The sequence below is a fragment of the Pseudarthrobacter sp. J1738 genome (assembly GCF_050490315.1).
Lineage (GTDB): Bacteria > Actinomycetota > Actinomycetes > Actinomycetales > Micrococcaceae > JBNPEO01.
In genome coordinates this window covers 28,634-54,484 of record NZ_JBNPEO010000014.1, presented here as the reverse complement: position 1 = coordinate 54,484, position 25,851 = coordinate 28,634, and the positions used below count along the sequence as shown (strand labels likewise).

Sequence of the window (25,851 nt, the reverse complement as noted above, 5' to 3'; positions counted from 1 at the left end):
TCCAAAACACCCACGCGAAGTGCCACGTCGGCGGAAGGAAGAGGGCGTCAGAGGGCACAAAAAAGCCCCCGTCTCCGGAAAGCCGGGGACGGGGGCTTTTGAGCAAAGTGCTACTTGCTGGCAACAACCTCAAGGTCGATAACAGCGGAAACACCTTCGTGCAGACGCACGTTTGCAGTGTAGGAGCCAACCGACTTGATGTGGTTGGGCAGTTCTACGTTGCGCTTGTCGATTGCACCGAGACCTGCAGCCTCAACGGCGGCAGCAACATCGGCGGGCTTGACGGTACCGAAGAGACGGCCGGACTCGCCAGCCTTAACTTCGAGCTTCACGGTCTTGGAAGACAGTGCGGAAGCCTGGGCCTGTGCAGCTTCAACAGAAGCGTGCGCACGAGCAGCGCGAGCAGCCTTGATTGACTCAACCTGCTTCTCGCCACCCTTGGTCCAAGTCAGTGCGAAGCCGCGGGGCAACAGGAAGTTACGTGCGTAACCGTCCTTTACCTCAACAACGTCGCCAGCAGCACCGAGACCGGTGACTTCGTGGGTCAGAATGATCTTTGCCATTTTAGTTAATCCCTTCCTTAACCGCGGCCAGCGCCGGAGTAAGGCAGCAGAGCAACTTCGCGGGCGTTCTTGATTGCCTGGGCGATTTTGCGCTGTTCCTGCACGGTCACACCGGTGACGCGACGGGCGCGGATCTTTCCGCGATCAGAGATGAACTTGCGCAGCAATGCTACGTCCTTGTAGTCGATGACAGTGATGTCAGCGGCCTTCAAGGGGTTGGACTTTGGTTTGGGCTTACGGAGTTCAGCCTTAGCCATCGTGGAGCTCCTTTTCTGTGGAGCCCGTGGATATTGATCCACGGGATGGTGGTAGCACCGCGCTTTTCAACGCAATGCTGATGATTTTTGCTCTAAGAAGGCTTTAGAACGGAGGTTCGGAGTCGGGGCCATTGCCCCAGCCACCGGCGTTGGAGACACCGGGCGTTGCCCAAGGGTCATCCTGCGGAGCGGACTGCTGTCCACCCCAACTGCCACCGGAGTTGCCGCCAGAGTTTCCACCCTGGTTACCTCCCCAGGTGCCACCGTTTCCGCCAGCTACTGCTGGTGAGTTACCGCCACCGAAGCCACCCTGTCCACCCTGACCGCCGGAGCGCTGAGTGCGGTTGACCTTGGCATTGGCGTAACGCAAGCTGGGGCCGATCTCGTCGACCTCAAGCTCGATAACGGTGCGCTTTTCGCCTTCTTTAGTTTCGTAAGAACGGCTCTTCAAACGGCCTTGAACGATGACCCGCATTCCCTTTGTGAGGGATTCGGCAACGTTCTCTGCGGCTTCACGCCAAACCGACGCGCGGAGGAACAGGGTTTCCCCGTCCTTCCATTCATTGGATTGACGATCGAAGGTACGCGGCGTAGAAGCGATGGTGAAGTTGGCTACTGCAGAGCCGGACGGTGTGAACCGCAGCTCGGGATCGTTGGTGAGATTACCAACAACCGTGATAGTTGTTTCGCCTGCCATCTACTGCCTCCTTGAGAGTTCTTACGGTGTAAAGATCAAAAGGTGACTGAATTACTCAGCAACAACCTTCTGGTCTTCGGGACGGATGATCTTGGTGCGCAAGATGGTCTCGTTGAGACCAAGCTGGCGGTCAAGTTCCTGAGCGGTAGCCGGCGCAGCGGTGAAGTTCACCACAGCGTAGATACCTTCGGACTTCTTCTTGATTTCGTAAGCCAAGCGACGACGGCCCCAGATATCAACCTTTTCGATGGTTCCACCATCGGTGGTGATGACATTAAGGAACTTCTGAAGCGACGGCTCAACGGTACGCTCGTCGACCTCGGGGTCGATGATTACCATCAGTTCGTAAGGACGCATATGTGAACCCACCTCCTTTGGGCTAAGCGGTTACGGTCTTTCCGTAACAGGAGGTTCATTTGCGATGCTCCGTGCTGGCACCTCTTCAGAAACGAAGGCGGGGCGCAGCACAGACTTCAATATCTTAGTGCATGTGCTTGGCTTTAGCCTATTTGCAGCCGGCAGCTGGGAAAAGGGCCAGAAGCCCGTATGTGGATAACTCTTCGAAATTCGTTCGTGGCTAAGCTGGCAGCATGGCCACCACACCCGATGGCGCCCGAGATAATCAGGCAGCCCCGCTCCGTCACTCAAGGCTGCGCTTTCTTGTGATGATTTTGGGCGGATTGGCCGTTGCGCTGACACTTGGTTTCACTGGTCACTGGCTTGACGCGCCGGCGGCAGGATGGGCCACTGCCGCTGCCATATACACCGCCTGGGTATGGCTTGTGATCGCACGGATGGACCCACAACAAACCAAGGCGCACGCCACAGCGGAGGACCCTTCGCGCGGCGTGACGGACCTTTTGGTCCTAGGCGCGAACGTCGCCTCGCTGGGCGCGGTAGCCGTCGTCGTGATTAATTCACATACCCAGAACGACGGCGGCAAGCTGGGTGCCGCGGCACTGGCACTTACGTCGGTGTCAATGTCGTGGGCGCTCATTCATACGCTGTTTACGCTCCGCTACGCCTCGCATTACTACGGCGGCGCCAAGGACGGCGGGGTGAGTTTCAATCAAGACGAGCCGCCCCGTTACACCGACTTCGCCTACCTAGCCACGAGCCTAGGCATGACATATCAGGTCTCGGACACCAACCTTGAAAACTCCCGAATTCGGCTCGAAGCACTCAAGCACAGCCTCCTGTCATTCCTCTTTGGCACCGTCATTCTGGCCGCAACGCTCAACTTGGTCATTGGCCTAGCTAACTAGGGATGCATCCACGGAATCAGACCGGTCAGAAACAATCGGAGCATTCTTGGGTTGGGACGCACGGATGAACCGCGGGCCCTCCGGACCGTAGGCATCCGCTGGCTCAGGGAACAAGCACAACGCTAGTGGATACAGAACTGCCGCTATACCGATTGAAATGGGAATACTCAGGTCTACACCTGCCGCGAGGTTGCCCAGTGCTCCAACAAATTGTCCGGGTATGTTGACGAACAGTAGGCCCATTGTGGCGGCAAAGATCCACACGCCCATAGCTCGCCAGTTCCACCCCTTGTTGAACCAGTACCTGCCCCCGTGTTGCCGACGGTTGAAGACCTGAAGAGAATCCGGATCGTACCAACCGCGCCGGGTCACGTACCCCACTGTCATGATGATCATCCACGGCGCAGTGCACGTGACAATGAGGACCGCGAAAGTTGAGATGCTCTGGACTATGTTGAACGCGAATCGACCCACGAAGATGAAAGCAATCGCAACAGTGCCGATCAGCAAAGTTGCCTGCACGCGGTTGAACCTAGGGAATACGCTCGAGAAATCCAGGCCTGTCCCGTACAGGGCAGTGGTTCCCGTGGACATCCCACCGATCAGGGCGATCAAGCATACCGGGAGGAAGTACCAAGACGGCGAAACAGCCAGCAAGCCTCCTACATAGTCCGAATTTTCGAAAAACTGAGGAGCTTGCGTGGCAATCACGGTGGCCGTCACCAGTCCGAAACCGAAAGGCACCAGAGTGGCGACCTGGGCCATAAAGGTTGCGAACATGACCCGAATCTTTGGCGTTTCAGCGGGAATGTAACGCGCCCAGTCGCCTAGGAAAGCGCCGAAAGAAATCGGGTTGGACATGACGATCAGTGCCGAACCAATGAATGATGGCCAGAACAACGCGTTGGTAGCCGCATCCGAAGAGGCACCAAAAATCCCGGCGTATGACGCATCAAAAATGCCAGCGAAGGCAAAGACGCCGAGGATAAACAGTGCTGAGGCGGCGACGACGGCGATCTTATTGACCCAAAGCATAAACCGGAAACCGTAGATGCAGACGGTCAGAATCAAGATGGCGAACGCTCCATAAGCCAGGCTTAGAGAAAGCGGGTTCTGCGGAAGGCCCAGCAGACGATTTGCGCCACCCACTAGCGCATCTCCCGAGCTCCACACCGAGATGGAGAAGAATGCGAATGCCGTCAACAATGAGAGAAACGACCCCACCACACGCCCGTGAACCCCTAGATGACCTGAGGACGATACTGCGTTATTCATTCCATTCGTAGGCCCAAACACCGCCATAGGCGCCAAGATGAGACCGCCCACCACCACACCAAGGATCGTAGCAATCGCGGCGTCCCTGAATGAGAGACCAAACATGATTGGGAAGGAACCCAGAACCGCCGTAGCGAATGTATTGGCACCGCCGAAAACCAGACGAAACAAGTCAAGTGGTTTTGCATCTCGATCTTCGGCTGGAATGGGCTCAATGCCATGCTTTTCAACTTCCGCCACACTGGACGGTTTGGAAGGTGCACTCATGTTAGGGTCTCACTTCAGCTAGAGGAAATACGGGGACGTTCTGGTCCTCGTGTGGAGCGGGCGAGAGGTGCTCATGGACCGCGAGTAGCTCGCCGTGCTCATTGCGCGCGAAGACGATAGTTTCGCGCTCCTGGAGAACCTCCCGAACACCGTTAACTTCAATAGTGGTTTGGACGTCGTGGACAAAGATGCCAGCGTCCCCAGCAAGGTGAATACGGCTGTTGGAGCTCACGCAGCCGAGCACTTGCCAGCCACTCTCGATCCACTTCTGCCAGAGCTGCTGATAGTCATCACGCGAAGCGATGCGCTGCGGTTCGGTATAGAACACGAACGTGGCGTCCAGGGCAAAGCAGGCGAAATACCTTTCGGCATTGCCCGCACCGAAGGCTCCGATCAAATTCTCAGCCGCCGCAATGACGTCTTGTTCAGTTACATTCACGGAAATTCCCCCTTTGAATCACTTATGTGCTGTCGGTCACATGCCGCGTGGTAACCAGTAAACATCAGGCAGTGCATATTAGGCAACAAGTATTACGTGGGAGAATTGCGACTGGTGATCGGCCTAGCTAACTAGTGCTGCGCCCACTTAGAAGGACACGGTTATGAACGTATTTCTCTGGATTCTCCAAGGCCTGCTAGCTGTGCTTTTTGTGATGGCGGGAACCCTAAAAACCATCCAGGCAAAGGAAAAACTGGCCAGCAAAATGGGCTGGGTGGATAACGTCTCCGCGTCCACAGTGCGCTCGATTGGTGCAGCAGAAGTCTTGGGCGGCTTGGGCCTGATCCTGCCGGCAGCAACGGGTATCGCCACGTGGCTGACGCCCCTTGCCGCCGCCGCGCTGGCCGTGGTGATGATCCTTGCCGCCGTGACCCATTACCGTCGCGGCGAATACCCGGCCATCATCTTCAACGTGATCCTGGCATTACTTTGCGCAGTGGTTGCGTGGGGCCGCTTTGGTCCCTGGGCGCTCTAGAACCTGGGCTTTGTAGAATCCAGGCGCTTCGGGACCAGGTGACGCTACGCAGCGGTCCTGAAGAATAGCTCGGCCACCTTGGCGAGGTGATGCGGATCTTCAACGCCGCACATCTCGCGGGCCGAATGCATCGAGAGCAAGGCAACTCCAACATCCACGGTCCGGATTCCCAAGCGGGTGGCAGTGAGCGGGCCAATCGTAGAACCACACGGAACATCATTGTTGGAGACGAACTCTTGGTACGGCACACTCGCCTCGCCGCACAACCGCGCCCAGAACGCAGCCCCCACCGCGTCCGTGGCATAGCGCTGGTTCGCGTTGATCTTCAGCAGCGGGCCACCGTTGAGTACGGGATGGTTGGCGGGATCGTGCCGCTCGGAGTAGTTGGGGTGGACTGCATGTCCGGCGTCTGCAGAAACACAGAACGACGCCGCAATCGCTTGCCGCCGCTGGCTCATCGTCGCGCCCAGACCATCAGAAAGGCGCGTCAGAACGTCCTCAAGGATCGGCCCGCAGGCACCTGAGCGCGAACCGGATCCGATTTCTTCGTGATCAAAAGCGGCCAGTACCGCAATCGGTGCACCCGCCTCCGCAGGTGACTGAGCGTGGGCGATCAACGCGGCCAGACCCGCATGAGTTGCCGAGAGGTTATCCAAGCGGCCGGATGCGAAGAACTCATCCTTGCCGCCAAACACCCGCGGCTCCTGAGTGTCAGCAACCACCACGTCATAACCAGCAATGCGTGCCGGGTCCACCGGAGCACCCTCGGCATTGGCTGCCAGCAATGCCAGCACGTCCTCCTGCCTTGGGTCGCCCAGCCCCCACACGGGATTCATGTGACGCTGCTTGTCCAAGGTCATACCGTCATTCACGCCACGATCCAGGTGGATGGCGAGCTGCGGGAAGCGTAGCGCAGGGCCAGTTGCCGCCAAAACGTCAGTGCCGTCGTCGAGCACTAAACGCCCGGCGAGGCGCAGTTCGCGGTCCAGCCACGAGTTAAGTAGCGGACCGCCGTACACCTCAACGCCGGCCTGCAACCAACCGTGAACACCGGTGGTGGGCTTCGGCTTGAGCTTGAAGGACGGCGAATCCGTGTGCGCGCCAAGGATGTTGAACGGTGTTGTGGGGCCGGCGCTGTCGGGCGTCACCCAGGCGATGAGTGCACCGTCCCGGATGATGTAGTGCCCGCCGGCCGCCGTCGTTCCCCAATCCTTACTCTCATCCAGTGCCGTGAACCCCGCGGCGTCTAACCGACGCGCAGCTTCGCGCACTGCGTGAAAGCTCGACGGCGAGGCGCTGACATACGCGCCGAGGTCCTGGATGTGGGTAAGAGCGGAGGATTCTGAAGCCATAGCTTCGAGTTTAGACGCCAGCGTCTACGCGTGCGGCCTCGTCGGCACGTGCGTTTTGGCTGCTGCCCTTGCGGTAACGCCAGACGCCGATCCCTACTACAACCGCGGCCAAGGCTACGGAAAGGAGGAGTTCGTCGCGTGTGTCCTCCAGGATCACCATGCCAATAAGCAAGGCAACAATGGCGATGATGGCGAGCCACGTGAGGTACGGGAAGGCCCACATTTTCAGCGGCAATGCTTTAGCTGCAGCACCCATGCGCTTGCGGAGAATCAGTTGCGAGGCTGCAATAACCAGCCACACAAACAGGGCGATGGCACCGGAAGTGTTGACCAGGAACAGAAACACTGTGTCCGGGGCGATGTAGTTCAGGCCAACGGTAATAAAGCCCACCACGGTAGAGGCTAGAACGGCCGACGCCGGGACGCCAGTTTTGGATATTCGGGTCCAGGACTGTGGGGCGTCACCGCGGCGTGCGAGGGAGAAGAGCATCCGGCTGGCGGTGTAGAGGCCGGAGTTCAGGCAGGAGAGAACTGAGGTCAGCACCACGATGTCCATGATGGTGCCGGCGCCGGGGATGCCGAAGAGTTCGATCACTGCAACGTAGGGGCTCTTGGCGACGGAAGCATCGTTCCACGGCAAGAGGGTAACAACGATGGCGATGGAGCCGATGTAGAACACCAAAATGCGCCAGACAGTAGACTTCACGGCCTTTTTGACGGCATCCACGGGATTCTCGGATTCGCCGGCAGCAATGGTGGCAATTTCTGCTCCGAAGAAGGAGAAGACAACAACAAGAACGCCAGCTAGAACAGCGCCCGGGCCGTTGGGGAAGAAACCGCCGTGGTCCACAAGGTTGCTGAGGCCTGGAGCCGGGACGCCGGGGATTAGGCCCAAGATGGCGGCGATACCAAAGAGGAGAAACAGAACGATTGCCGCCACCTTGATCGAGGCAAACCAGAACTCAAATTCGCCATAGGACTTTACGGAACCCAAGTTGGTCAACGTCAAGACGACCATCAGGAGCAGCGCCCACACCCACTGATCGATTCCTGGAACCCACCGGTGCATAATCGCAGCGCCGGCCGTGGCCTCGATACCGAGCACAATGATCCAGAACCAGGCGTAGAGCCAGCCGATGCTGAAGCCGGCCCATCGGCCCAAAGCTTTGTCCGCGTAGGTGGAGAATGAGCCGGTTTCCGGGTTGGCTGCGGCCATTTCGCCGAGCATTCGCATCACAAGAATCACCACAATGCCTGCAGCGGCATAGGCCACAAGAATGCCCGGCCCAGCCTGCTGAATTGCAGCGCCGGAACCAACAAACAGGCCCGCTCCGATCACGCCAGCGATGGCGATCATGGACAGGTGCCTCGGTTTCAAAGTCTTCGAGAGTTCTTGCTGAGCTTGCACGGGTACTCCATAGATCGCTATTCACACCCCATCAGCATCATTCGCGGTATTCGCGTGTGCTGTGGGCCACATCGAATTCTCACACTATGTGCGAGGGCAGCGGATCCACTGGTGCACCTGCCCAAAGTTACGCAGCTTTTACAGGGTGTTTTCACAAGGGAACGCACTTTCACTCAACGAAAGTTGTCTATCAAGCACTTTGGTCACGTGACGAGTGCCTCACTCACCAGCATGATCCAGCGCTCTGGTGCCAACAATCCCGCTCCCCTTCCTGCCCCCTTCCGCCGAATGGGTTGATAACGTCCCTTAGAACTTCCTCAAAGCGACGTTATCTACCCATTCGGCAAAGGAAGCGGCGCGGCAACGAGCTCCACTTCAAAACCATCGGAGTTCTCCATAAAAGCCGCGTAATTTCCAGCACCACCGGCGTATGGATACTTATCGGCAAACATAGCGGCCCAACCGTGCTCAAGGGCCTCGGCGGCCAGTGCATCTACTTGCGCCGCTGTGCCTGCGTGAAAGGCAAGGTGGTTCAGGCCTGGAAGCGTGCGTTCATGAGCGATGCCGCTTAAATCCGGTGACTCTTCAAGCACCAGATAAGTGGGACCAAGCCGCCAACTCCGCCCCTTGGGCCAGTTTTGGAATTCCTGGTAGCCAAGTTTTGTCAGCAGCCAACCCCACTCTTCCTCGGCCCTCGCAAAGTTGGGTACCCACAGCTCAACGTGGTGCAGCGCGCCGACACTCAGTTCAGTCATCCAGCGAATCTCCTTTTCCGTTGCTTCGCGTGAGTTGCTTTGAGTCCGTAGGTTCTGGCCTAGGAGCTCGCCGAGTGGGTAGATAACGTCGTTTACACGGAGTTCTAAGGGCCGTTATCTACCCACTCGGCGCTAGTAGTCCGGGTTGCTCGGGACCACTAGGCCGGTCTCGTACGCGTACACAACTGCCTGAACCCGGTCACGCAAATGGAGTTTGGTCAGGATCCGGCGCACGTGGGTTTTCACCGTGGCTTCGGAAAGGAAGAACTTCGCAGCGATTTCCGCATTGGATAGCCCCTCAGCGAGCGTCCGCAGGACCTCAGTCTCACGCGGGGTTAGGTCGTCCAGCAGCGGATCCCGGCGCGCCGCGCCAATGCCGGGCACTCCACCCTCACGCCGCACGTACGTCTCCAACAATCTTTGCGTCACACGAGGCGCCACTACGGCATCGCCACTCGCAACCAAGCGGACTGCGTTGACCAGTTCCTCCGGCGCCACGTCTTTGAGCAAAAACGCCGAAGCCCCAGCCTGCAATCCCGAGAAGGCATACTCATCAAGGTCAAAGGTGGTCAGAATAATCACCCGTGCGCAAGCGCCCGAAGCCACAATCTCCCGGGTAGCTTCAATTCCGTCCTTGACCGGCATCCGCACATCCATGAGCACTACGTCCGGATTTAACGCAGCCACCTGACGAACCGCTTCAGCACCATCGGAGGCCTCACCCACCACCTGCAAATCCGGTTCACCCTCCAGGATGAGGCCAAACCCCATCCGCAGCAAGGGCTGATCGTCTACCAACAGAATCCGGATGGGACCACGGCCCTCAAACGAGTCTTCGCTATCCATCATGCAGAATCTCCTTGGTAGTTGAGTACTGCCGTGACGTTCCAGCCACCGCCAGTTTTGGGGCCAGCCTTAACCGACCCCGAATATATGCCGGCCCGTTCATGCATTCCGGCGATCCCACGGCCCGTCCCTTGGGAAGAATTATCGCTTCGCGCACCGTCGTCATCCACCCGGATAGTCACGCTGTTATCAACACGCGCAATCACCAAGTCAACCCTGCGCAGCCCCCGGGCATACCGCAAGGAATTAGTAAGAGACTCTTGAACAATCCGGTACACGGTCAGCCTAAAGGCAGTGTCCTCCGGCAAAGCTGGGCCTGTGTAGGAGTAGTGCAGTGGCAATCCGGCCGTCCGGAAACCCTCCAGCATCCGCTCTAGATCCCCCGCAACGGTGAGGGGCCCACGCGGTGCGGTGTCGCCGTCGGCCGCTTCCCGCAGGACCCCCAACACCCGGCGCATGTCCGCCAGCGCTGTGCGTCCCGTCCGGGACAACTCCGCCAGAACCTCTGCAGCCCGCTCCGGAGACTTCTTCATCACCACGGAGGCACCATCGGAGAGTGAAATCATCACCGTGAGGGAGTGGGCAACAACATCATGCATCTCCCGGGCAATCCGGTTACGTTCCCCCAAGACCCCCAGCTCAGCCGTTCGGGTAGCCCACGCAGCCACCTCAGCCTCATGCTCGCGGCGCTGCTTTACGGCCATTCCCACTCCAGCGGCAATCACGTTGGAGAGCATAATCGTGACAGCAACAACCACCACCACATAGCCCAAATTCTCCGGCCGAATGCCCTCATCGGATCGGCCCCACGAGCCAGCCTCCACAACAACGTCCGGCAATGAAGCGAAGAAAAAATAACTCAACACCAGCGCCAGGGAGGCCACGAGGGTGGCTATCAAAGCGGTCACTCGGCGATACACCACGGCTACTGCATACAGGGCAAACCACAGGCCAGAACTGACATTCGAGCCCCAGAAGTTGCCGATAGCCGAGACAACTTCCAGCGCCGCCACCACTGCCAGAACCGGGACGGGCCAACGTCTCCGGAAGAACAACGCCACAGCAATCCCTGCCATGGCGAACGGTGAAATCAGATGCGACTCCGTGGCAGCGCTCGCCAAGCTCAATAGCGCCAGAAGCACATAAGTCGCCACTACGGCCGCATCCATAACACGTGGATGTTCAAAGAAATAGCGGCGAATTTTGCCCCGTCGCCGCGCGCTAATTTCAGCGAAAGTGCTGGCAACTGCCGCCCCAGCAGCTGAACCCGGCGCCACGAAGGTACCGGGTCCAGCCGCTGCTTTTTGGTGCTTCACGGTAACTGGCTTCTCTAAACGTCGCGCTTCTTGAGCAGAACGACTGCCGGGATCACAAATACCAGCACCCAACCCAGGAAAATCAAGCCAGCTAGTCCTGGATCAACCACACCGTCCGCGTGCCCGAGGGCTAGGAATCTTCCGCCGCTCTCAGCGGGCAAGTACTGGGGAACGTACTTCCAAAACTCCCCCGGCACCAGAGACAGGAAGCCCGCGGCAATGCTGACCACAAAGAAAATAGCGATCAGAACCGTCACGCCACCAGCCGAATTACGCAGCAGCGTACCCAGTGACAAACCGATCAGGGCCACGCCAGCAACATAAAGTCCGCCCGTAAAGACCGAGTACATCACCCCATCCGTACTCCAGTCCATGTCCACCGGCAGAGCAGCAAACATGGGCTTGGAGAGGGCAAAAGTTACGACGCCGGCAATGGCGGCCAGAATGTAGGAAATCACTACCAAAATGATCGCCTTAGCCGCGAAGACTGGGAGACGTTTGGGCACCGCCGTGACACTGGAGCGGATCATGCCTGTGGAGTATTCACTCGCGATAAACATCACCGCAAGGGTTCCCAATACAAGAACACCGATCTGCATTCCCGCATTCGGAAGGTTGTATAGCTCTAGGCCCGAGCCGGCAGGCATGGTTTGAGATAGCTGCTCTTGGGTCAATTCCATACCCTGAGCTCGGGCTTGTTCTGCCTGATTGTTAAGGAAGGTGTACCGCACCAGCGCCGAAAGCACACCGACTCCCACCATAGCCACGAAGGAAATGAGGATCAGTAGGCGGGTAGAGAGCAGCGACCAGAGTTTGATCCACTCGGAACGCAATACACCAGCAAAGCTCACACCGGATTGGGCGCGCTTGCCGGCTGAGGAGGGAACAGTGCTATTCGCTGTAACCGTTGAAGACATGGTGTTACTTTCCTTCCGGGGTGGACTCGAGGTGAGAGTGGTACTCAACCTCATCCTTGGTCAGTTGGAAGTAGGCGTCCTCGAGGGACGTCGCTTGTGGTGTGAGCTCGTAGACCAGAACTCGATTGTCCAGGGCCAGCTGGGCGATCTCTTGAGGCTCTAGCCCAGCAACTTCAATGGTTTCGCTCTGCTTCTGGGTAACTGTCACGCCTGCACGGGCCAAAAGTGCGCTCAACTCCGTCACTTGTTGTGTGCGGACCAGAATCTGGCGCTGACTGGTGCCCTTGATGACCTCGGCCATGGGAGCGTCAGCAATGATGCGGCCACGGCCAATCACAATCAGGTGATCTGCGGTTTGTGCCATTTCTGACATTAAGTGCGAGGACAAAAACACTGTTTTACCCTGGCCGGCCAAGTAGCGGGCCAAGTTACGAACCCACAGCACACCTTCTGGGTCCAAACCGTTAACCGGTTCATCCAAGATCAGTGTTTGTGGGTCACCCAAGAGTGCGTTGGCAATACCCAGCCGTTGGCCCATGCCTAGCGAGAATCCACCAGCCTTCTTTTTGGCAACGTCACTCAGGCCAGTCATTTCAATAACTTCGTTGACCCGTGAGGTGGGGATGTTGTGAGTGGCGGCCATGGCGCGCAAGTGGTTGTACGCGCTACGGCTGGTGTGCACGGCTTTGGCGTCCAAGAGTGCGCCCACTTCATGCAAGGGTGAACGTAAGTCAGCGTAGCGATGGCCGTTGATGATGGCCTCGCCCGAGCTTGGTTTGTCCAGCCCCATAATCATGCGCATGGTGGTTGATTTTCCTGCACCGTTCGGGCCCAAAAAGCCTGTGACCTTGCCCGGTTGGACGGTAAAACTGACACCGTCCACCGCAGTTTTCTCGCCGTACTTTTTGTAAAGATTGCTGACTTCGATCATCGCCGGGTTCCTTTCCATTCAATGACCTGCTGGGAAACGCCGGCTGCACTGCGGTGCATCAATCGCAGCATTCCGGGGTCTACCTCCACGCTACCGAGGTGAAAGGAAGGAATCGTCTACCGCGCGGATGATTCTGCGGCTAATCCACTAGTCCGCCAGGATGACGGCTAAACGGTGGGAGCGTTGCTGGACTCTGAAGTCAGGGGCCGGGCCGCGCCAGCAAGAAGGAGGGCCAAGAGGATCGGCCCACCAATGGCCAACAGAGCCATCCGAATTCCGGTCAGGTCCCCGAGGTAGCCCAAAAGCGGTGGCCCGGCCAGGAAAGCAATGTATCCCAGCGTGGACACCACAGAGACTCGTGCAGCTGCGCGGCGGGGATCATCCGCCGCTGCAGACATACCCATAGGAAAGGCCAGGGCAGCACCGGCGCCCCACAAGATGGCACCAATCACGGTGACCCACAGCGTGGAAGTGAAGACAAAAAGCGCTAGGCCTGCGGCGGCAGCAATCATGCTTGCCCGTAACACCGGAACCCGGCCAAAGCGGTCAATAAACCGTCCACCCACAAAGCGCACCGCAGTCATTCCTGCAACAAATACGGCAAACAGGAGCGCGCCAGTGGATTCACTCGTGTGCAACCCGTCCACTGCCGCCTTGGCGATCCAATCGTTTCCGGCACCTTCGGTCAACGTTGCCCCCAGAACCACCACACCAATCAAAATGGTCCGGCCCTCACTCCAGGCACTGGGCCCGCGGTTGGAGGCACCGGCGTCGTCCGTTTTTGGTGTTGGCTGGTGTGGCAGGAAGTAGCGTGGCGCTACGGCACCTACTGCCACTACCACGGCAGCAATTACCAGCAAATGGAGCGGCAAACCCACACCTAGATGGGACAACCCGGCCCCGGCCAGCGCGCCAATAAAGGCCCCGCCGCTGAACGCGGCATGAAATTGCGGCATGATGGTGCGCCCCAAGCGGTGCTCAACGTCCGCGCCCTCAATATTTTGGGTAACATCCCACAGGCCAATACCAATACCCATAAAAAACAGTGCGACGGCGGTCAGCGGCACCGATTCCAGCCACAGAGCCGCTGAAATCCCCACAGCCGCCAACGCCGCCAAGGCGCCCGCGGCGCGCATGGTGTTCGCTGTTCCAATCCGCCCAATCACCAGACCGGCGGTGGGCAATGCAAGCAGCGAACCGATGGCGGTACACAGCAAAAGCGACCCCATTTGGCCCGCGGTGAGGTGCAAGGTTTGAGTCACCGCGGGGATTCGCGAAGCCCAGCTGGCAAAGACCAAACCGTTGGTGGCAAACACAACAAAGGTGGCGATCGCGGCCGACCGCAATTGAGGGGAAGAAGTCACCCGTCCACTCTATGCAACTGCTTCAAGGATCGGGACGAGAATCCGAAAATTACCGCCTGCGATCCACTCGCTTTTCATCCCACACAGGCTCGGCGGATTCATAGACTTTCCCGTCCGATCCGAACACCAAGAACCGGTCAAAAGTACGCGCAAACCAGCGGTCGTGAGTGACGGCTAGGACTGTACCTTCAAAGTGCTCGATGGCCCGCTCCAAGGCCTCAGCCGAATGCAGGTCAAGGTTGTCAGTGGGCTCATCCAGTAACAGCAAGGTGGCCCCGGAAAGCTGCAGTAACAGAATCTGGAAGCGGGCTTGTTGCCCACCGGATAGGGATTCATATTTCTGCTCAGACTGCCCGGCCAGACCGTAACCATCCAAGGCGCCAGCCGCGGCTTCACGGGCCAGGCCGGAACGGTGCTCGTCTCCACGATGCAAAATATCCAGCAGTGTGCGGCCTAAAAGGTCCGGGCGGACATGGGTTTGGGCAAAGAAGCCAGGCCGGATGCGGGCCCCCAGTTTGACCACACCGTTGTGCGGCACCTCCGCTATATCAACCTCGGACACCGGCAAATGTTCGCGCTCAGGATCCGTACCGCCCGTGGCGAGCAACCGCAAAAAGTGGCTCTTGCCGGACCCATTGGAGCCAAGCACTCCCACTCTGTCGCCAAACCAAATCTCGGTGGAAAACGGCTTCATCAACCCGGTCAGCTCAAGCTTTTCTGCCACTACGGCGCGCTTGGCCGTCCGGCCACCCTTGAGCCGCATGTTCACGTTCTGTTCCATGGGCAAAGCCTCGGGTGGGCCAATTTCAAGGAACTTCGCCAGCCGAGTTTGAGCTGCGTGATACCGGTTGGCCATGTCAGAGCGGAACGCCGCCTTGTTTTTGTACATGTTGACGAGCTCTTTGAGCTTGATGTGCTCTTCATCCCAACGTTTGCGTAGCTCTTCAAAGCGCGCGTTCCGGTCTGCGCGGGCGTCAACGTAGGAGCCAAAGCCTCCACCATGCACCCATGCGCTGGCACCATTGATACCGGGCTCAAGGGTGACAATTCGCCCCGCCGCGTTATTAAGAAGTTCCCTGTCGTGGCTGATAAAAAACACTGTTTTGCGGGACTCGTTGAGCTTTTCCTCAAGCCAGCGTTTGCCAGGGACGTCCAAATAGTTGTCCGGCTCATCCAAAAGCAGCAGATCGTCGGGACCTGAGAAGAGTGCTTCGAGCACCAATCGCTTTTGCTCACCTCCGGAAAGGGTCGACGCGCGGCGGTGCTGTGCCCGGTCAAACGGAACCCCCAGCGCAGCCATACAGACCTCATCCCACACGGTTTCGACGTCGTACCCACCGGCGTCTCCCCAATCCACGATCGCTTGGGCGTAGCGCATCTGTGTGGGTTCGTCGTCGTGTTCCAACATGGCTAGTTCAGCGTCATCAACGGCTTTCGCGGCGGCTGCGAGTGCCGGTGGCGCTGCCGAAACCAGTAGGTCGCGGACGGTTGATTCGTCACGGACTTGGCCCACAAACTGGCGCATAATGCCCATATTTCCGGAACGGCCCACCACGCCTTCATCGGCTACGAGGTCGCCCGCGATGATGCGGAAGAGCGTGGTCTTTCCGGTTCCGTTGGGGCCGATCAGGGCGGTTTTGGTGCCGTCCGGGACCTTAAAGGTCACGCCGTTCAGGAGTTGGGTGCCATCCGAAAGGAAGTAGTCAATGCCGGAAATATCAATGTGGGCCACTCGTCAATCGTACGGGTGGCCGCGGGCCTGCCGGTCATTGCCGGTTCAAAGCATCATTCATACGAGGATCAACCAGGTGGCGCAGATCACATGAATTAGCCCGTGAGGAATTCCGTGCTCGTGGCGTCTTACTTATAGCGGCCCACTTCCGGCCGCGCAGAACAGTCAGATCATAAGGAGCAAAACGATGAGCACTTCAAGCGTTTCACCTCAGCAAGTTTCCTCGCAGAACAAAACGGCTGCATCCAAGGCTGTTTCAAACGGTGGAACCACCACTGTGGAAGATTCGGTTGTTGCCAAGGTTGCTGGAATTGCTACCCGTGACATCCCGGGCGTTTACGCCTTAGGTGGCGGCGCGGCACGCGCTTTGGGCGCTCTCCGCGATGCAGTGGGCCAGACTGACCTGACCCAGGGAATCTCCGTTCAGGTAGGTCAGACTCAGGCCGCCGTGGACTTGTCCATGATCGTTGAGTACCCGCACCCGCTCCAAGACGTGGCCAACAAGGTCCGCGAGGCCATCACCAGCCAGGTAGGCAAGATTGTTGGCCTGGAGGTAGTAGAGGTCAACATCACCGTGACCGATGTTCACGTCCCCAATGACGATGATGAGAACAGCGAAACCTCGGCCAAGAAGTCTCACCCCGCTGCTGGCGAACGCTCACTCGAGAGCACTTCAGCGAACGGCACTGAGAAGAAGCTCGCATGAGTCCGCAAGTAACTGGTGCGCTGCTGGGTGCCGTTCTGGCGCTCAGCGCACTGTCCTTCGGGTTTTGGGGGTTCGTTTTGGTGGCAGTTTTTATGCTGATCGGTGCTCTGGTGCCTCGGCTGAGTCGCGGACGGTTTGATCTCGGCGCTGGAATTAACGCCTTGCTCGGCCGCCGTTCCTCATCATGACCAGGGAGCTTACAGCCGGGCACACCCGCATACGTACTACAGCGTTAGTCCGGCTTGCGGAGGCCCTGACCGCCGAGGCTTTTGGCATCGACCGCAGCAAGGCGGGAGCCAAATTAGCTGACGACGGCGGCAGGGTCGCCATCAGCGTCAACGTCCAGTTACCGATCCCGCACCTCACGGCCGAGAATTCTGCGCTCAGCACTAGCCGGCGGGCCACTGTTTACGAACGCGCCCAAAGTGCGCGCACCAACGTTGGCGATCGTTTTACTGAATTGTCCGGTTCTACAGTGAGCCGGATTGATTTCCGGATCCTCGGCTCCGGAACCGAAGAGAAAGCACCGCTACGATGAACCCCAGCTACCGGATTCAAGCGCTGCGCCGCCTAGCCCTGCGTTCACCGCGGTCTGGAGCCAGCATTGTTTTGGCACTGGTTTTGTTAGTGCTGATCCTATGGTTTGTGGTGAGTCAAATTCTTCTCTGGACAGGGTCCGGCGCCCTAGTGATGAAGCCCTCTATCGCATTAGAAAATCTACTCAAGTTACCTGCCGTTCTATCCCCCACAGGGATAGTGGCGGCCGCGGTAGGAGCTGGAATTCTTGGGCTGTTGCTCTTGTGGCTGGCCCTCAGTCCCGGCAATGGCGGCAAGCGAGCACTGAACAGTGAACGCTCAGCCGTGGTGGTTGATGATCAAGTGATTGCCTCCGCCGTGGCCCGGACCGCGAGCCTCGCCGGCAATCTTGGGCAGGATCAAATTCACACCACTGTGGATCGCCGCTCCGCCCGGGTCCAAGTACGTCCAACCTCCGGGGTGCGGGTGGACGCTGGGCAGATACAGGACGCAGTGAGCAGCGAGATCAACCGATACGGGCTAAACACGCCTTTGGATGCTCGCGTGACGATTAACGAATCAGGAGCCCTTGGGCAATGAGAACCTCCCCCCGCATCATCAACCGTATGGCCCTTGGCCTCACCGGGATGGTCCTGTTGAGCTTTTCCGTGGTGGCGAGCCTCGCTGCCACCAACCCTGATGTAGCCAACATTTGGAGCTCCACTGGGGAAGGTCTTTGGGCGCAGCTTCGCGAGCAGCTCAACGCCGCACCCATTACCGGACCGTCCCCCTCAGTATTGCCCGGCAGTTGGTGGACAGCAGCACTGATTGTTGTTGCACTGGTGGTTGCCCTGCTGCTGATCCGTTGGATTGGACGCCAGGGCAGTGGCCGGGTTCGTAACCTTGGTCAGCAGCACACCTCACCCAAGCACTCAGAGGGCCTCAGCGGTACTACAACAATCGACACCAGTTTTGCCGCCCAGGCCATTAAGAGCAGCCTTTCCGAGCACCCGGCCATCCTCAACGTGAACGTGAGCGGCTGGAAATTTGGGAAGGGCAGCAGTCTACGCATCGACGTGACACCACGCAAAGGCACCTCACCGCGGGACGTAAGTACCGCCGTCGAACAGCAAATTAGCGGACTGGACCAGCTTTTGGGCGAGTCCTTTCCCGTGCTTATCCGGCTCCGGCGCGGGCTGCGCAGCAGCGTGGCCAGCTCCTCTCGCGTGAACTAGGGCCATCACGTGGCAGACTACGAACAAGCGCCGGGAACCAACTGGCCATCGAGGAGGACTGTGCCGCCCAGCCAGGTTCATGAGGACTGGATGTCCCATGCCCCGGACCACTTGTTGGCCGAACGGGCGGCCGACGACGACGCCCTCGCTTTTGGCTAATTGGCTCGCCGGTACGGACCTTTGATGCGCGCGTACGCCCGCAGACTCACCGGATCCGCCGCTGACGCCGATGACGTGGTGCAAGAATCGCTGCTGCAAAGCTGGAACGGGCTCGATTCACTCGAGGACCCCAAAGCCGTCAAAAGCTGGATGATGCGCATTACCGCCCGCCGCGCCATCACTTTGCTGTGGAGCCGGAAACCTCACGAACCGTTAGAGCCCGACGGCGGACACCTCGCCGATTTGGGTGCCGGTCCCGAACGCCACGCCGTTGCCGGGGCCGGGGTTGAGGCACTGACAAAAGCCTTGGATCGCCTACCTGCCGCCCAGCGTGAATGCTGGGTACTACGTGAAATGGGCGGTCACAGCTACGAAGAAATTGCCGAGACCCTAGGCATCGGTGTGGATAGTGTCCGCGGCCGAATTGCACGGGCCCGGACATCGCTCTTGACGGAAATGGAGGCCTGGCGGTGACAACACCCATGGACAACACACCCGAGTGCGGTGTCACGCTGGAACAACTCAGCGAGCACCTGCAAACGGACGCACCGAGCACCACCGGAAGCCCTGCGGCCGGGCTTGAGTCTCACATTCGCCAGTGCCCGCAGTGCCGCCACCGAGTGGCAGCACTGCAACAACTTAATGGGTTCACCAAGGAACTCATTACCCATGAAACCGAGGAAGCCGGCGGCCCTGACACGTCTTGGTTGGAGGAAATGTTGAGCAATTTGAACCTGGAAACCAAGGCGGGCCGGAGCATTCCGCTCGCTTCCAGCCGCGAAAGCGATGCGCTAAGCCAAACCGAAGGTTCCGTGATCGCTTTGATCCGCTCGGCCGGGGACGCTGTTGCCGGAATCGCGATTGGCCGCTGCAGGCTAGTCGGTGATGTGACGGTTCTTGGCGAGCTCATCACCATCAACATCACTGTGACAGCCATCTGGGGACACACAATTACTGAGACCACACGGTCCCTTCGCAGCGCCGTAGCCCAGGCACTCGCAACACATACGGAACTAAACATCGAAGGCATCAACATCACAGTTAATGACATCACCGGTGGCGTAGAACAAAAGGAGGACGACTATGTCTCCGCAGGCCATTGAACCAATGGAAACAGTTCCAGCCCCGGCCAACCCACACGAGCAAGTCCTTCGTGTAGTCAAGGGTGTTCCGGGAGTTGTGGATGTGTTTCCGCCAGCCGCTGTGTGGACGCTTCTTCGCGCCGGGGCCCGGCAGGTTCTGGGCCGGGAGGCCGTAGCGGTAGAACAGTTGCTTTCTTTAGAAATAGGTGATGCCGCAGCAGCTATCACCGTTCGGATCGGCGTGAGCGAGGAACTACCGGCACCAGCTGTGGTCCGAGCTGTTGCCGATGCTCTCCACACAGAACTGCGCAATAGCTACCCTGCGCTCAGCCCGAAGGTCTCGGTTCAGTTGTGCACTATTAGCCCGCAGCCGTAAGGAACTTCTGCAACAGTGGGCCAGAGGTTGTGGCGCCTAAACCACCGTCTTCCACAAATACGGCGACGGCAAGGTCGCCGTGTGTGGCGATGATCCACGCATGTGTTTTGGGCGGGTTGTCAGTACCGAATTCAGCTGTCCCAGTCTTGGCACCCACTGGGGCACCCGGTACTTGAGCGAGGAATCCGGCGTGACCGCTGGTCACCACTGCACGCATCATGTCAGCGAGCTTGGCCGCTTCGTCTTTCGTGACCGGGTTGGTCGCCGTGGCGGCGGGGCTTTGTGCTGAAACGCTGGCCGTGGCTGAGGGGTTTTCGGCAGAAGCTGAAGCGGACGCTGTTGCGTTTCCGGAGGTGGACGCGGCGTCCGGGTTGAGCACGAGCCGCGGCTGGACGGGAGCGCCCTTGGCCACTGCACCGGCCAGCATGGCTGCAGAGAGTGGGGACATCAGGATCTTGCCTTGACCAATCATGGAAGCTGCGTGCTCGGTGCCCTCAGCTTCCCCGGGAACTGAACCCAAAAAGGCGTCAGCTCCAAGTGTTGGTGCCTCAACAGCAATCCCCAAAGACACCGCAGCGGCTTCAAGTTGGGCCTGATCCACGTCAGTGCGGGCGTTAATAAACGCGGTATTGCAGGAGTGGGCAAATGCATCCCGTAGGGTCACTGATCCTAGCGAAGTGCTGGGATATCCCTCGGCGTTTTTGAACTTTCTGCCGTCCACCGTGAGGGTAGCGGGGCAGTCCACCTTAGAATCGGGGGTTTTCCCCTTCCTCAATAGGGCGAGGGAATCTACCGTCTTAAAAATCGACCCCGGCGCGTATTGCCCCAGCATTGCGGTGTTGTAGCCGTTACTCCCTGGGCCACTCGCCGCTGCGAGTACATCACCCGTAGACGGACGCAGGGCGACGATCGCCGATGCTGGTCCCACCGAAGTGAGCGTGTTTTCGGCTAGCGTCTGCAGCTTCGCGTCCAAGGTGGTTTTAAGCGCGACGCCGGGTGCTGGAGCATTCGCGAAAACCTCCACGCGTGGGTCTTGGGGGAGGGCTGCCAGCTCAGCGGCGGTCTTACCCGCCGGCTGGCGCACTACGCTGACACCATTTATGCCGCGTAATTGGGAATCGTATTGTGCTTCGAGGCCGCTGGTGCCGGCCATGTCACCGGCTTTCAGGGCGCCCTGAGATTTTTCGATCTGTTCTGCTGAAACTTCTGACACGGTTCCCAAAACGGCACGAGCAAATTCACGGGTGGGCGCCAGGGCCAGGGAATCTTTGAGCGCAATAGCGCCCGGAATGGCCGCGATCTGTTGGTCGGTAATAGTCCTGTTGTTGTCATCGCGCAGGGTGATTGCCGGGACGAAAGCCTGAGCCCCGGCGGCTTTGAGCTGCGCGGCGTACTCGGCCGGGTCCACGCCCACCAAATTAGCTAGCGCCTTTGCAGAGGCCTCATGGGACGCGGCGTCCACCTTTTGTTTGTCGATCCCAACCTTGAGGACGGGCCGGTCCATAACTAGGGGCTCATCGCGTGCACCCAAAATATTGCCGCGCGGTGCGGCAGTGGTTTTTAAGGCAAGGACTTCGGAGTCCTGAAGGTCCGGCAACAACACATTTGGGCTCCACTCGGCCCGCCACGCATCACCATCTTTTTTTAGCCGCGCGGACGTGGAGTACTTCCACTCGTTGCCTTGGACCTGCCATACGTAGTTCAGCGGAACTGTGGCGGTACTGCCGTCGAGCTTGAGGTCGCCAGCCGAAACGGTTGGCTTCTGCGGCTCAAGTGCCGCAAAAACGGCTTTGACCTGCTCATTTACTGCCGCCGGTTCCTTGCCTTCCCACGCGATCTTGCCGACGTCGAGCCCTGACAGGGCGCCAACCAAAGCCTTGGCGGCATCTTGCGCACCGGCGCGGCCGTCGTCGCACGCGCTGAGCCCGGCAGCCAAAAAGGCGGCGGTAAGGGCGATGGTGATGGACCGGAGTTTGAGTGTTTTCCCCACGCTCGTCATTGTGCCCTGACTCACCGACATTGCTACCTGACGGCTCCAGCAATACAAGTACGGCGGCCAGCAACCATCAGGTCACCAACCGCCGCCCAGGCTAGATCACAGCCTCAAACTAGGGAGCACACATGAATTTGGCATCCCCCCAAATCCCGTGGGCGCCGTCGATACTGCCGGACGGTTCAACCACGAGGTCCACGTAATTAACCCCGGTCAGATCCACCGACACAGATTCTGGCGCGAAGCCCGGCGTGTAGGTTCTGGACTGGTATTTATCCGCCCCATCGGCCTTCACCTTGAAGATGATGGTCCCGGCAAAACCACTCTCTAGGCCCACCTCCGAGGTAAATTTGCTGCATTTCCCGCCGAGGTAATACGTGATCTTGGAGACTGCATGCACCCCCAAACCCTTGGCATATGTGGGCTGCTTGCCCGTGGCCGGATCCGTGTAGTTGATGGTCAGCGGCACGTCCGGTGAGCTCTCGTCGTCCTTATTGGCAACGTTTTTGCCGATGACACCCCAGCCGGTGCTCGCCTCAAGCCACGGCGTTTCCGAGGCATACACCTCACCATGTGGCACCTCGGGCATCGGCTGTGTAGTGACCTTCCAGTCAAAGAACTTCACCCGCCCCTCGGTGGGCAGAACCACGGAAACCAATTCCTTGTTCGAATTCAGGCGCAACACATTGGAGAACACCTGGTACTTGTATTGTGTGTACTCCGGCGAGGGCCCGCTCGCGTTGTTGCGTCCCGCCTCTGAAATAGCGACGACGGCGCCGTTCAGCTGAGAGGGTTGGAGCCAGTTGGGGAAGAAAATACTTTGCTGTTCTGAAGTTCCGTCCGCGTAGTTCAGCGTCAGGGTGGGGCTAATTCCGGCACCAACCGCAGCTGAACCAAGCACCGACAAGTGGGTTCCTTGGCCCTTGACCGCAATAGTCTGGCCATTCAACGCCGCAGCATTGGGGACATCCGGGCCAGCTTCGGGCCAGGTGTAATCCACTTGAGTAGCTTTGCCGGCGTTCACGGTGACAGTCTTGCCGGGGGTGACTCCACCGGCGGGGATGGCCGCTGACGCCAACTGCTCAGCAGAGAATGTGGCCCCGCCGCCGTCGAAATCACCCAAGGACTTGTTAGCCACAGTGGTGACCGAGACGGAATTGAAGGCGCTGGCTAGGCTACCGTAGGCCACATCAATAGTGTTGGCGCTGCTGACGCTCTGTTTTCCATTGGACTCGTACGTGGCGGTGACCTTGATAACTGCGGGTCCGCCCTTAGACGTAGCGCTTGGCGTGGCAACAAAGGTGGCCTTGACGCTGGCTCCGCCGGCAACCGTTGTAGCAGTTGCACCTGTTGATGCCTTGAGTGTCCAGCCCGCCGGCAATTCCGGAGTCAAGACCACGGAAGACTTGGACTGCTTGCCCGAGTTGACGAACTCAGCGGTAAAGGGGCTCTTCAGAATTGAGAGTGTAGTTTCGGTCTGAATCCGCCTGATTCCAGCAGTGATCTGGCGACGTAGTTGGTGAGGTTGCGGAAGCCGAGGGCAGAGCCTCGGAGGTGTTCCAATCTTCCATTAATCGCTTCAGTGGGACCGTTTGAGGTCCCTGGCCGGTCGAAGTAGGCCAGCACATCATCGGCTCGTCGTTTCAGGGTCCGGCCGAGTGTTTTGAGTTCAGTGAGCGCAGTCGGCACGCCAGTGCTGACGGAGTCAACCACGGCCTGCATGAGCATCTTGCCTTGGGCACTGTCTTTCTCCCGGTAGGCAGCAATCATGCATTGATAGATGCCCCACGTGGCCTCCACCTCAACATGCGCATCAGCGGCAAACAAGTCTTCCAGGCGACGCTTCTATGTCTGTCAAGCGGCGGAAACGGGTGTGGGCGCGGGACATGTTGTTTGGCCGGTGAGGGGGCGGTTCAGATGACCGGCCAGCTCCCCTTCTCCCCCGTTGTTTTGGCTGCTGGCGAAGCTTGCGGAGCTGTGGCCGACGGAGGCCTGTCTACCCGCAGGGCAAGGGGCGGAAATCTTCGTAAGGAAATCAGCGACGAAGGAGCGCCGTCGAAGAATTCCTCACCGCAGGCCCCGACGAAGGAGGGGCTAGACCGGCCGGAGCGGACACGTACAATCCGACAGGACAGCAGCCAAACGTCGTAGACAGAACTGGGCCAGAGGCGGCGGAGCCCTGCGGAGCCGGTACTGGACCCACAGCCGGCCGCGCCAGCGGACGCCCTTTCCTGGGTGAGCCCTGCGAACCCTCCTTCAGCACCCGGGGTCTCCATTCGGCGTCGCTGACTTCGGCGGCCGCGCGCCCCGGTCGCCGGCACTGAGCGTGCGAATGGCGGTCCGCCACCTGTGACCGCCCCGGCAACGGGACGGCCACCTGAAAGGATTAGTCTGCGAGGAGTCCGGCCAGTTCGGCCGCATCAGCCCCCAGCCCCCGCCCCGCCTTCTTTCAGGAGCCTGTGGCATCCTGCGGAGCTGGCGCTGCGCACGCTCCCGGCGACGGCTGCGACGTGCCGGGCAGTGGTTTCGGCGTGGTGTGCTTGGACAGTTTTGGCTGCTTGCCTTTCAGGCGCCCCTTCGCTTTTGCGACCGCCATCCCTTCGCGGGTGCGTCCGGATCAGATCCGCTTCAGACTCGGCCACCATTCCCAGAACGTTGACAGCAGCCGGCCTACCGGGTCAGCCGGGTCGTGACTGTTGCCGCCGCGACTAAGCACAACCCCTTTGCCCGTCAGCTCGTCGGCAATGTCCCTGGCATCAGAAAGGGAGCGCCAGCCGATCGAGCTTGGTCGCCACGAGCGTATCGCCGGCCCGACACACCGCCATCGCTTCACGGGGCCCGAGGCGCACCCGGTTCGCTCCCGTAAAACCGTGATCGACGAAGATCTACCGTGTGGTTCATCGTGCGGGTCTTACGTACATGGCCCGGGCCAGCAATGGCCCGGAACTGTCAGTTTCAGAAGTCGTCTGCACCGCTTCTGGTTTGGGCCCCGCGGAGGGACCTGACTTTGCATCGCGGGGTGGGAACGTCACAACCGACTTGCTTGCCAAATATACCCCCTATGGGTATGTTTTGGGTATCGTCAGTGAAGTGGTTCTCGCCGGGGTCGTCCTCTCGCCTGCCGCCGGGGCCGTGCTGCTGCCCGTTTCCACCATCGTCGTGGCCCTGAACGCGCAGCTGCTGCGGACTGAAACTCAATCCCGCCCCGTTCCGCTGAACCCGGCGCCGCCCGGGCCGGTAATCTTGAAGCCAACCAGACCGCGCGGAAGGAGGAACACCATGACCGCCATCTCCGCCCGCCGCGCCAGGGCGTTCCTCCTCCGGGCCACCCTTCTCGCGGGATTGCTGGCGATCATCGTCGGCATTTTGGGCATGCACATCATGACCGGCACGCGTGACATGCCGGCGGCGGCCACCGGTCATGAGACCGAGGCGCCGCATGCAATGCAGGCGTCTGGGCACCCCGGCCACGTCGCGGACATCACGAACGTCCAGGGCGTCTCTGCAGCTCCGGGTATCACGCACGCACCAAGACCGTCATGCGCCGATACCGGCGGGTGCACGATGATGTCCGCCATGGGCGGGGACTGCGTCCCTTCTCCCGGGACCACGACACTGGCAGCTCCGCCACCGGGCACCACAGCCCTAGCTTCCAGCGGCGGGCCCATCACCGGCGCCCCCGCCATCGGGTACGGGTTCATTCCGCGAAGTCCTTCTCCGGGCCAACTTTCGATCAGCCGGACGTAAACGGCCAAGCTGCGCCGTGTCCTGCCCGGCGCGCCCCCGTTTACCCGATACGCACCTGCCGGCTGTCCAGGCCGGTTGTGGGCGTGTTATCCGCAGGCGTTCAACAACGCCGATTTGA

General features: G+C 59.4%; 28 protein-coding genes and 3 pseudogenes. 11 read left to right on the top strand and 20 right to left on the bottom strand.

Annotated features, from left to right (window positions below; translation table 11 throughout):
* Nucleotides 1-110 precede the first annotated feature (110 nt).
* The 4 genes from rplI to rpsF all read right to left on the bottom strand — a co-directional run bounded on the left by rplI (nucleotide 111) and on the right by rpsF (nucleotide 1,874).
* Nucleotides 111-563, bottom strand: a complete 453-nt coding sequence (gene rplI, locus ACQR35_RS13735; RefSeq protein WP_430267565.1) for a 50S ribosomal protein L9 — start codon at nucleotides 561-563, stop codon at nucleotides 111-113.
* Nucleotides 564-580: 17 nt separating this feature from the next.
* On the bottom strand, nucleotides 581-820 hold the full coding sequence (gene rpsR / locus ACQR35_RS13730) for a 30S ribosomal protein S18 (RefSeq protein WP_003800144.1): 240 nt from the start codon (nucleotides 818-820) through the stop codon (nucleotides 581-583).
* 103 nt (nucleotides 821-923) lie between these two features.
* Nucleotides 924-1,517, bottom strand: coding sequence for a single-stranded DNA-binding protein (locus ACQR35_RS13725; RefSeq protein WP_430270358.1), 594 nt, complete (start codon nucleotides 1,515-1,517; stop codon nucleotides 924-926).
* Nucleotides 1,518-1,568: 51 nt separating this feature from the next.
* Nucleotides 1,569-1,874 (bottom strand): 30S ribosomal protein S6, encoded by a 306-nt coding sequence (gene rpsF / locus ACQR35_RS13720; RefSeq protein WP_430267567.1) that lies wholly within the window; start codon nucleotides 1,872-1,874, stop codon nucleotides 1,569-1,571.
* Nucleotides 1,875-2,107: 233 nt separating this feature from the next.
* Here rpsF and ACQR35_RS13715 point away from each other — a divergent pair, with 233 nt between their 5' ends.
* The gene (locus tag ACQR35_RS13715; RefSeq protein WP_430267568.1) at nucleotides 2,108-2,782 is read left to right on the top strand and encodes a DUF1345 domain-containing protein; all 675 of its coding nucleotides are present in this window, start codon (nucleotides 2,108-2,110) and stop codon (nucleotides 2,780-2,782) included.
* On the opposite strand, the gene ACQR35_RS13710 is transcribed toward ACQR35_RS13715, so the two are convergent.
* Both ACQR35_RS13710 and ACQR35_RS13705 read right to left on the bottom strand, forming a co-directional pair.
* Entirely contained in the window at nucleotides 2,771-4,324 is a 1,554-nt protein-coding gene (locus tag ACQR35_RS13710; RefSeq protein WP_430267569.1) for a purine-cytosine permease family protein, read from the bottom strand. The genes ACQR35_RS13715 and ACQR35_RS13710 overlap by 12 nt on opposite strands.
* Nucleotide 4,325: 1 nt before the next feature.
* Entirely contained in the window at nucleotides 4,326-4,763 is a 438-nt protein-coding gene (locus ACQR35_RS13705) for a YybH family protein (protein ID WP_430267570.1), read from the bottom strand.
* A gap of 163 nt (nucleotides 4,764-4,926) precedes the next feature.
* Between ACQR35_RS13705 and ACQR35_RS13700 the strand changes: the two genes are divergently transcribed.
* On the top strand, nucleotides 4,927-5,298 hold the full coding sequence (locus tag ACQR35_RS13700) for a DoxX family protein (protein ID WP_430270357.1): 372 nt from the start codon (nucleotides 4,927-4,929) through the stop codon (nucleotides 5,296-5,298).
* 44 nt (nucleotides 5,299-5,342) lie between these two features.
* On the opposite strand, the gene ACQR35_RS13695 is transcribed toward ACQR35_RS13700, so the two are convergent.
* The 9 genes from ACQR35_RS13695 to ACQR35_RS13655 all read right to left on the bottom strand — a co-directional run bounded on the left by ACQR35_RS13695 (nucleotide 5,343) and on the right by ACQR35_RS13655 (nucleotide 15,919).
* A complete protein-coding gene (locus ACQR35_RS13695; RefSeq protein ID WP_430270356.1) occupies nucleotides 5,343-6,650 on the bottom strand; it encodes a M18 family aminopeptidase in 1,308 nt (435 codons plus the stop codon).
* Nucleotides 6,651-6,660: 10 nt separating this feature from the next.
* Nucleotides 6,661-8,058 (bottom strand): amino acid permease, encoded by a 1,398-nt coding sequence (locus ACQR35_RS13690; RefSeq protein ID WP_430267573.1) that lies wholly within the window; start codon nucleotides 8,056-8,058, stop codon nucleotides 6,661-6,663.
* 332 nt (nucleotides 8,059-8,390) lie between these two features.
* Nucleotides 8,391-8,813, bottom strand: coding sequence for a VOC family protein (locus ACQR35_RS13685; RefSeq protein ID WP_430267574.1), 423 nt, complete (start codon nucleotides 8,811-8,813; stop codon nucleotides 8,391-8,393).
* A 132-nt stretch (nucleotides 8,814-8,945) separates the two neighbouring features.
* Nucleotides 8,946-9,662 carry a response regulator gene (locus tag ACQR35_RS13680; RefSeq protein WP_430267575.1) on the bottom strand — a complete coding sequence of 239 codons (717 nt, stop codon included), beginning with the start codon at nucleotides 9,660-9,662 and terminating at the stop codon, nucleotides 8,946-8,948.
* Complete coding sequence (locus ACQR35_RS13675) at nucleotides 9,659-10,975, bottom strand: sensor histidine kinase (RefSeq protein ID WP_430270355.1); 1,317 nt, start codon at nucleotides 10,973-10,975, stop codon at nucleotides 9,659-9,661. The genes ACQR35_RS13680 and ACQR35_RS13675 overlap by 4 nt, the downstream gene beginning before the upstream one ends.
* A 14-nt stretch (nucleotides 10,976-10,989) precedes the next feature.
* Nucleotides 10,990-11,892, bottom strand: coding sequence for an ABC transporter permease (locus ACQR35_RS13670; RefSeq protein ID WP_430267577.1), 903 nt, complete (start codon nucleotides 11,890-11,892; stop codon nucleotides 10,990-10,992).
* Between the two features lie 4 nt (nucleotides 11,893-11,896).
* Complete coding sequence (locus ACQR35_RS13665) at nucleotides 11,897-12,823, bottom strand: ABC transporter ATP-binding protein (RefSeq protein WP_430267578.1); 927 nt, start codon at nucleotides 12,821-12,823, stop codon at nucleotides 11,897-11,899.
* Between the two features lie 167 nt (nucleotides 12,824-12,990).
* Nucleotides 12,991-14,187, bottom strand: coding sequence for an MFS transporter (locus tag ACQR35_RS13660; protein ID WP_430267579.1), 1,197 nt, complete (start codon nucleotides 14,185-14,187; stop codon nucleotides 12,991-12,993).
* A gap of 49 nt (nucleotides 14,188-14,236) precedes the next feature.
* A complete protein-coding gene (locus ACQR35_RS13655) occupies nucleotides 14,237-15,919 on the bottom strand; it encodes an ATP-binding cassette domain-containing protein (RefSeq protein ID WP_430267580.1) in 1,683 nt (560 codons plus the stop codon).
* Between the two features lie 187 nt (nucleotides 15,920-16,106).
* Here ACQR35_RS13655 and ACQR35_RS13650 point away from each other — a divergent pair, with 187 nt between their 5' ends.
* The 8 genes from ACQR35_RS13650 to ACQR35_RS13615 all read left to right on the top strand — a co-directional run bounded on the left by ACQR35_RS13650 (nucleotide 16,107) and on the right by ACQR35_RS13615 (nucleotide 19,993).
* On the top strand, nucleotides 16,107-16,625 hold the full coding sequence (locus tag ACQR35_RS13650) for an Asp23/Gls24 family envelope stress response protein (RefSeq protein ID WP_430267581.1): 519 nt from the start codon (nucleotides 16,107-16,109) through the stop codon (nucleotides 16,623-16,625).
* Nucleotides 16,622-16,813 (top strand): DUF2273 domain-containing protein, encoded by a 192-nt coding sequence (locus ACQR35_RS13645; protein ID WP_430270354.1) that lies wholly within the window; start codon nucleotides 16,622-16,624, stop codon nucleotides 16,811-16,813. The genes ACQR35_RS13650 and ACQR35_RS13645 overlap by 4 nt, the downstream gene beginning before the upstream one ends.
* Nucleotides 16,810-17,163: a hypothetical protein gene (locus ACQR35_RS13640; RefSeq protein ID WP_430270353.1), complete on the top strand. Its 354-nt coding sequence runs from the start codon at nucleotides 16,810-16,812 to the stop codon at nucleotides 17,161-17,163. The genes ACQR35_RS13645 and ACQR35_RS13640 overlap by 4 nt, the downstream gene beginning before the upstream one ends.
* A complete protein-coding gene (locus tag ACQR35_RS13635) occupies nucleotides 17,160-17,741 on the top strand; it encodes a hypothetical protein (RefSeq protein ID WP_430270352.1) in 582 nt (193 codons plus the stop codon). Before ACQR35_RS13640 ends, ACQR35_RS13635 begins: the two co-directional genes overlap by 4 nt.
* Nucleotides 17,738-18,376: a hypothetical protein gene (locus ACQR35_RS13630; RefSeq protein WP_430267585.1), complete on the top strand. Its 639-nt coding sequence runs from the start codon at nucleotides 17,738-17,740 to the stop codon at nucleotides 18,374-18,376. Before ACQR35_RS13635 ends, ACQR35_RS13630 begins: the two co-directional genes overlap by 4 nt.
* Nucleotides 18,377-18,535: 159 nt before the next feature.
* Nucleotides 18,536-19,009, top strand: a complete 474-nt coding sequence (locus ACQR35_RS13625; protein ID WP_430270351.1) for an RNA polymerase sigma factor — start codon at nucleotides 18,536-18,538, stop codon at nucleotides 19,007-19,009.
* An 8-nt stretch (nucleotides 19,010-19,017) separates the two neighbouring features.
* A complete protein-coding gene (locus tag ACQR35_RS13620) occupies nucleotides 19,018-19,638 on the top strand; it encodes an Asp23/Gls24 family envelope stress response protein (RefSeq protein ID WP_430270350.1) in 621 nt (206 codons plus the stop codon).
* The gene (locus ACQR35_RS13615) at nucleotides 19,619-19,993 is read left to right on the top strand and encodes a hypothetical protein (RefSeq protein WP_430270349.1); all 375 of its coding nucleotides are present in this window, start codon (nucleotides 19,619-19,621) and stop codon (nucleotides 19,991-19,993) included. The genes ACQR35_RS13620 and ACQR35_RS13615 overlap by 20 nt, the downstream gene beginning before the upstream one ends.
* Here ACQR35_RS13615 and ACQR35_RS13610 read toward each other — a convergent pair.
* The 5 genes and pseudogenes from ACQR35_RS13610 to ACQR35_RS13590 all read right to left on the bottom strand — a co-directional run.
* On the bottom strand, nucleotides 19,977-21,992 hold the full coding sequence (locus ACQR35_RS13610) for a penicillin-binding transpeptidase domain-containing protein (protein ID WP_430267589.1): 2,016 nt from the start codon (nucleotides 21,990-21,992) through the stop codon (nucleotides 19,977-19,979). The genes ACQR35_RS13615 and ACQR35_RS13610 overlap by 17 nt on opposite strands.
* A gap of 109 nt (nucleotides 21,993-22,101) precedes the next feature.
* Entirely contained in the window at nucleotides 22,102-23,442 is a 1,341-nt protein-coding gene (locus tag ACQR35_RS13605) for an NPCBM/NEW2 domain-containing protein (RefSeq protein ID WP_430270367.1), read from the bottom strand.
* Nucleotides 23,439-23,831 (bottom strand): annotated as a pseudogene (locus ACQR35_RS13600) (transposase); the annotation flags it as partial. The gene ACQR35_RS13605 and the pseudogene ACQR35_RS13600, both read right to left, overlap by 4 nt.
* Nucleotides 23,832-24,421: 590 nt before the next feature.
* A pseudogene (locus ACQR35_RS13595) lies at nucleotides 24,422-24,526 on the bottom strand (DNA-processing protein DprA); the annotation flags it as partial.
* Nucleotides 24,526-24,871 (bottom strand): annotated as a pseudogene (locus ACQR35_RS13590) (recombinase family protein); the annotation flags it as partial. The pseudogenes ACQR35_RS13590 and ACQR35_RS13595, both read right to left, overlap by 1 nt.
* 7 nt (nucleotides 24,872-24,878) lie before the next feature.
* Between ACQR35_RS13590 and ACQR35_RS13585 the strand changes: the two are divergent.
* Nucleotides 24,879-25,733 (top strand): hypothetical protein, encoded by an 855-nt coding sequence (locus ACQR35_RS13585; RefSeq protein WP_430267770.1) that lies wholly within the window; start codon nucleotides 24,879-24,881, stop codon nucleotides 25,731-25,733.
* Nucleotides 25,734-25,851: the final 118 nt, after the last annotated feature.

Coding starts and splice junctions, on each gene's coding strand:
- rplI (WP_430267565.1), bottom strand. CDS start 563: ATGGCAAAGATCATTCTGACCCACGAAGTCACCGGTCTCGGTGCTGCT.
- rpsR (WP_003800144.1), bottom strand. CDS start 820: ATGGCTAAGGCTGAACTCCGTAAGCCCAAACCAAAGTCCAACCCCTTG.
- ACQR35_RS13725 (WP_430270358.1), bottom strand. CDS start 1,517: ATGGCAGGCGAAACAACTATCACGGTTGTTGGTAATCTCACCAACGAT.
- rpsF (WP_430267567.1), bottom strand. CDS start 1,874: ATGCGTCCTTACGAACTGATGGTAATCATCGACCCCGAGGTCGACGAG.
- ACQR35_RS13715 (WP_430267568.1), top strand. CDS start 2,108: ATGGCCACCACACCCGATGGCGCCCGAGATAATCAGGCAGCCCCGCTC.
- ACQR35_RS13710 (WP_430267569.1), bottom strand. CDS start 4,324: ATGAGTGCACCTTCCAAACCGTCCAGTGTGGCGGAAGTTGAAAAGCAT.
- ACQR35_RS13700 (WP_430270357.1), top strand. CDS start 4,927: ATGAACGTATTTCTCTGGATTCTCCAAGGCCTGCTAGCTGTGCTTTTT.
- ACQR35_RS13695 (WP_430270356.1), bottom strand. CDS start 6,650: ATGGCTTCAGAATCCTCCGCTCTTACCCACATCCAGGACCTCGGCGCG.
- ACQR35_RS13685 (WP_430267574.1), bottom strand. CDS start 8,813: ATGACTGAACTGAGTGTCGGCGCGCTGCACCACGTTGAGCTGTGGGTA.
- ACQR35_RS13680 (WP_430267575.1), bottom strand. CDS start 9,662: ATGATGGATAGCGAAGACTCGTTTGAGGGCCGTGGTCCCATCCGGATT.
- ACQR35_RS13670 (WP_430267577.1), bottom strand. CDS start 11,892: ATGTCTTCAACGGTTACAGCGAATAGCACTGTTCCCTCCTCAGCCGGC.
- ACQR35_RS13665 (WP_430267578.1), bottom strand. CDS start 12,823: ATGATCGAAGTCAGCAATCTTTACAAAAAGTACGGCGAGAAAACTGCG.
- ACQR35_RS13650 (WP_430267581.1), top strand. CDS start 16,107: ATGAGCACTTCAAGCGTTTCACCTCAGCAAGTTTCCTCGCAGAACAAA.
- ACQR35_RS13645 (WP_430270354.1), top strand. CDS start 16,622: ATGAGTCCGCAAGTAACTGGTGCGCTGCTGGGTGCCGTTCTGGCGCTC.
- ACQR35_RS13640 (WP_430270353.1), top strand. CDS start 16,810: ATGACCAGGGAGCTTACAGCCGGGCACACCCGCATACGTACTACAGCG.
- ACQR35_RS13635 (WP_430270352.1), top strand. CDS start 17,160: ATGAACCCCAGCTACCGGATTCAAGCGCTGCGCCGCCTAGCCCTGCGT.
- ACQR35_RS13630 (WP_430267585.1), top strand. CDS start 17,738: ATGAGAACCTCCCCCCGCATCATCAACCGTATGGCCCTTGGCCTCACC.
- ACQR35_RS13620 (WP_430270350.1), top strand. CDS start 19,018: ATGGACAACACACCCGAGTGCGGTGTCACGCTGGAACAACTCAGCGAG.
- ACQR35_RS13615 (WP_430270349.1), top strand. CDS start 19,619: ATGTCTCCGCAGGCCATTGAACCAATGGAAACAGTTCCAGCCCCGGCC.
- ACQR35_RS13610 (WP_430267589.1), bottom strand. CDS start 21,992: ATGACGAGCGTGGGGAAAACACTCAAACTCCGGTCCATCACCATCGCC.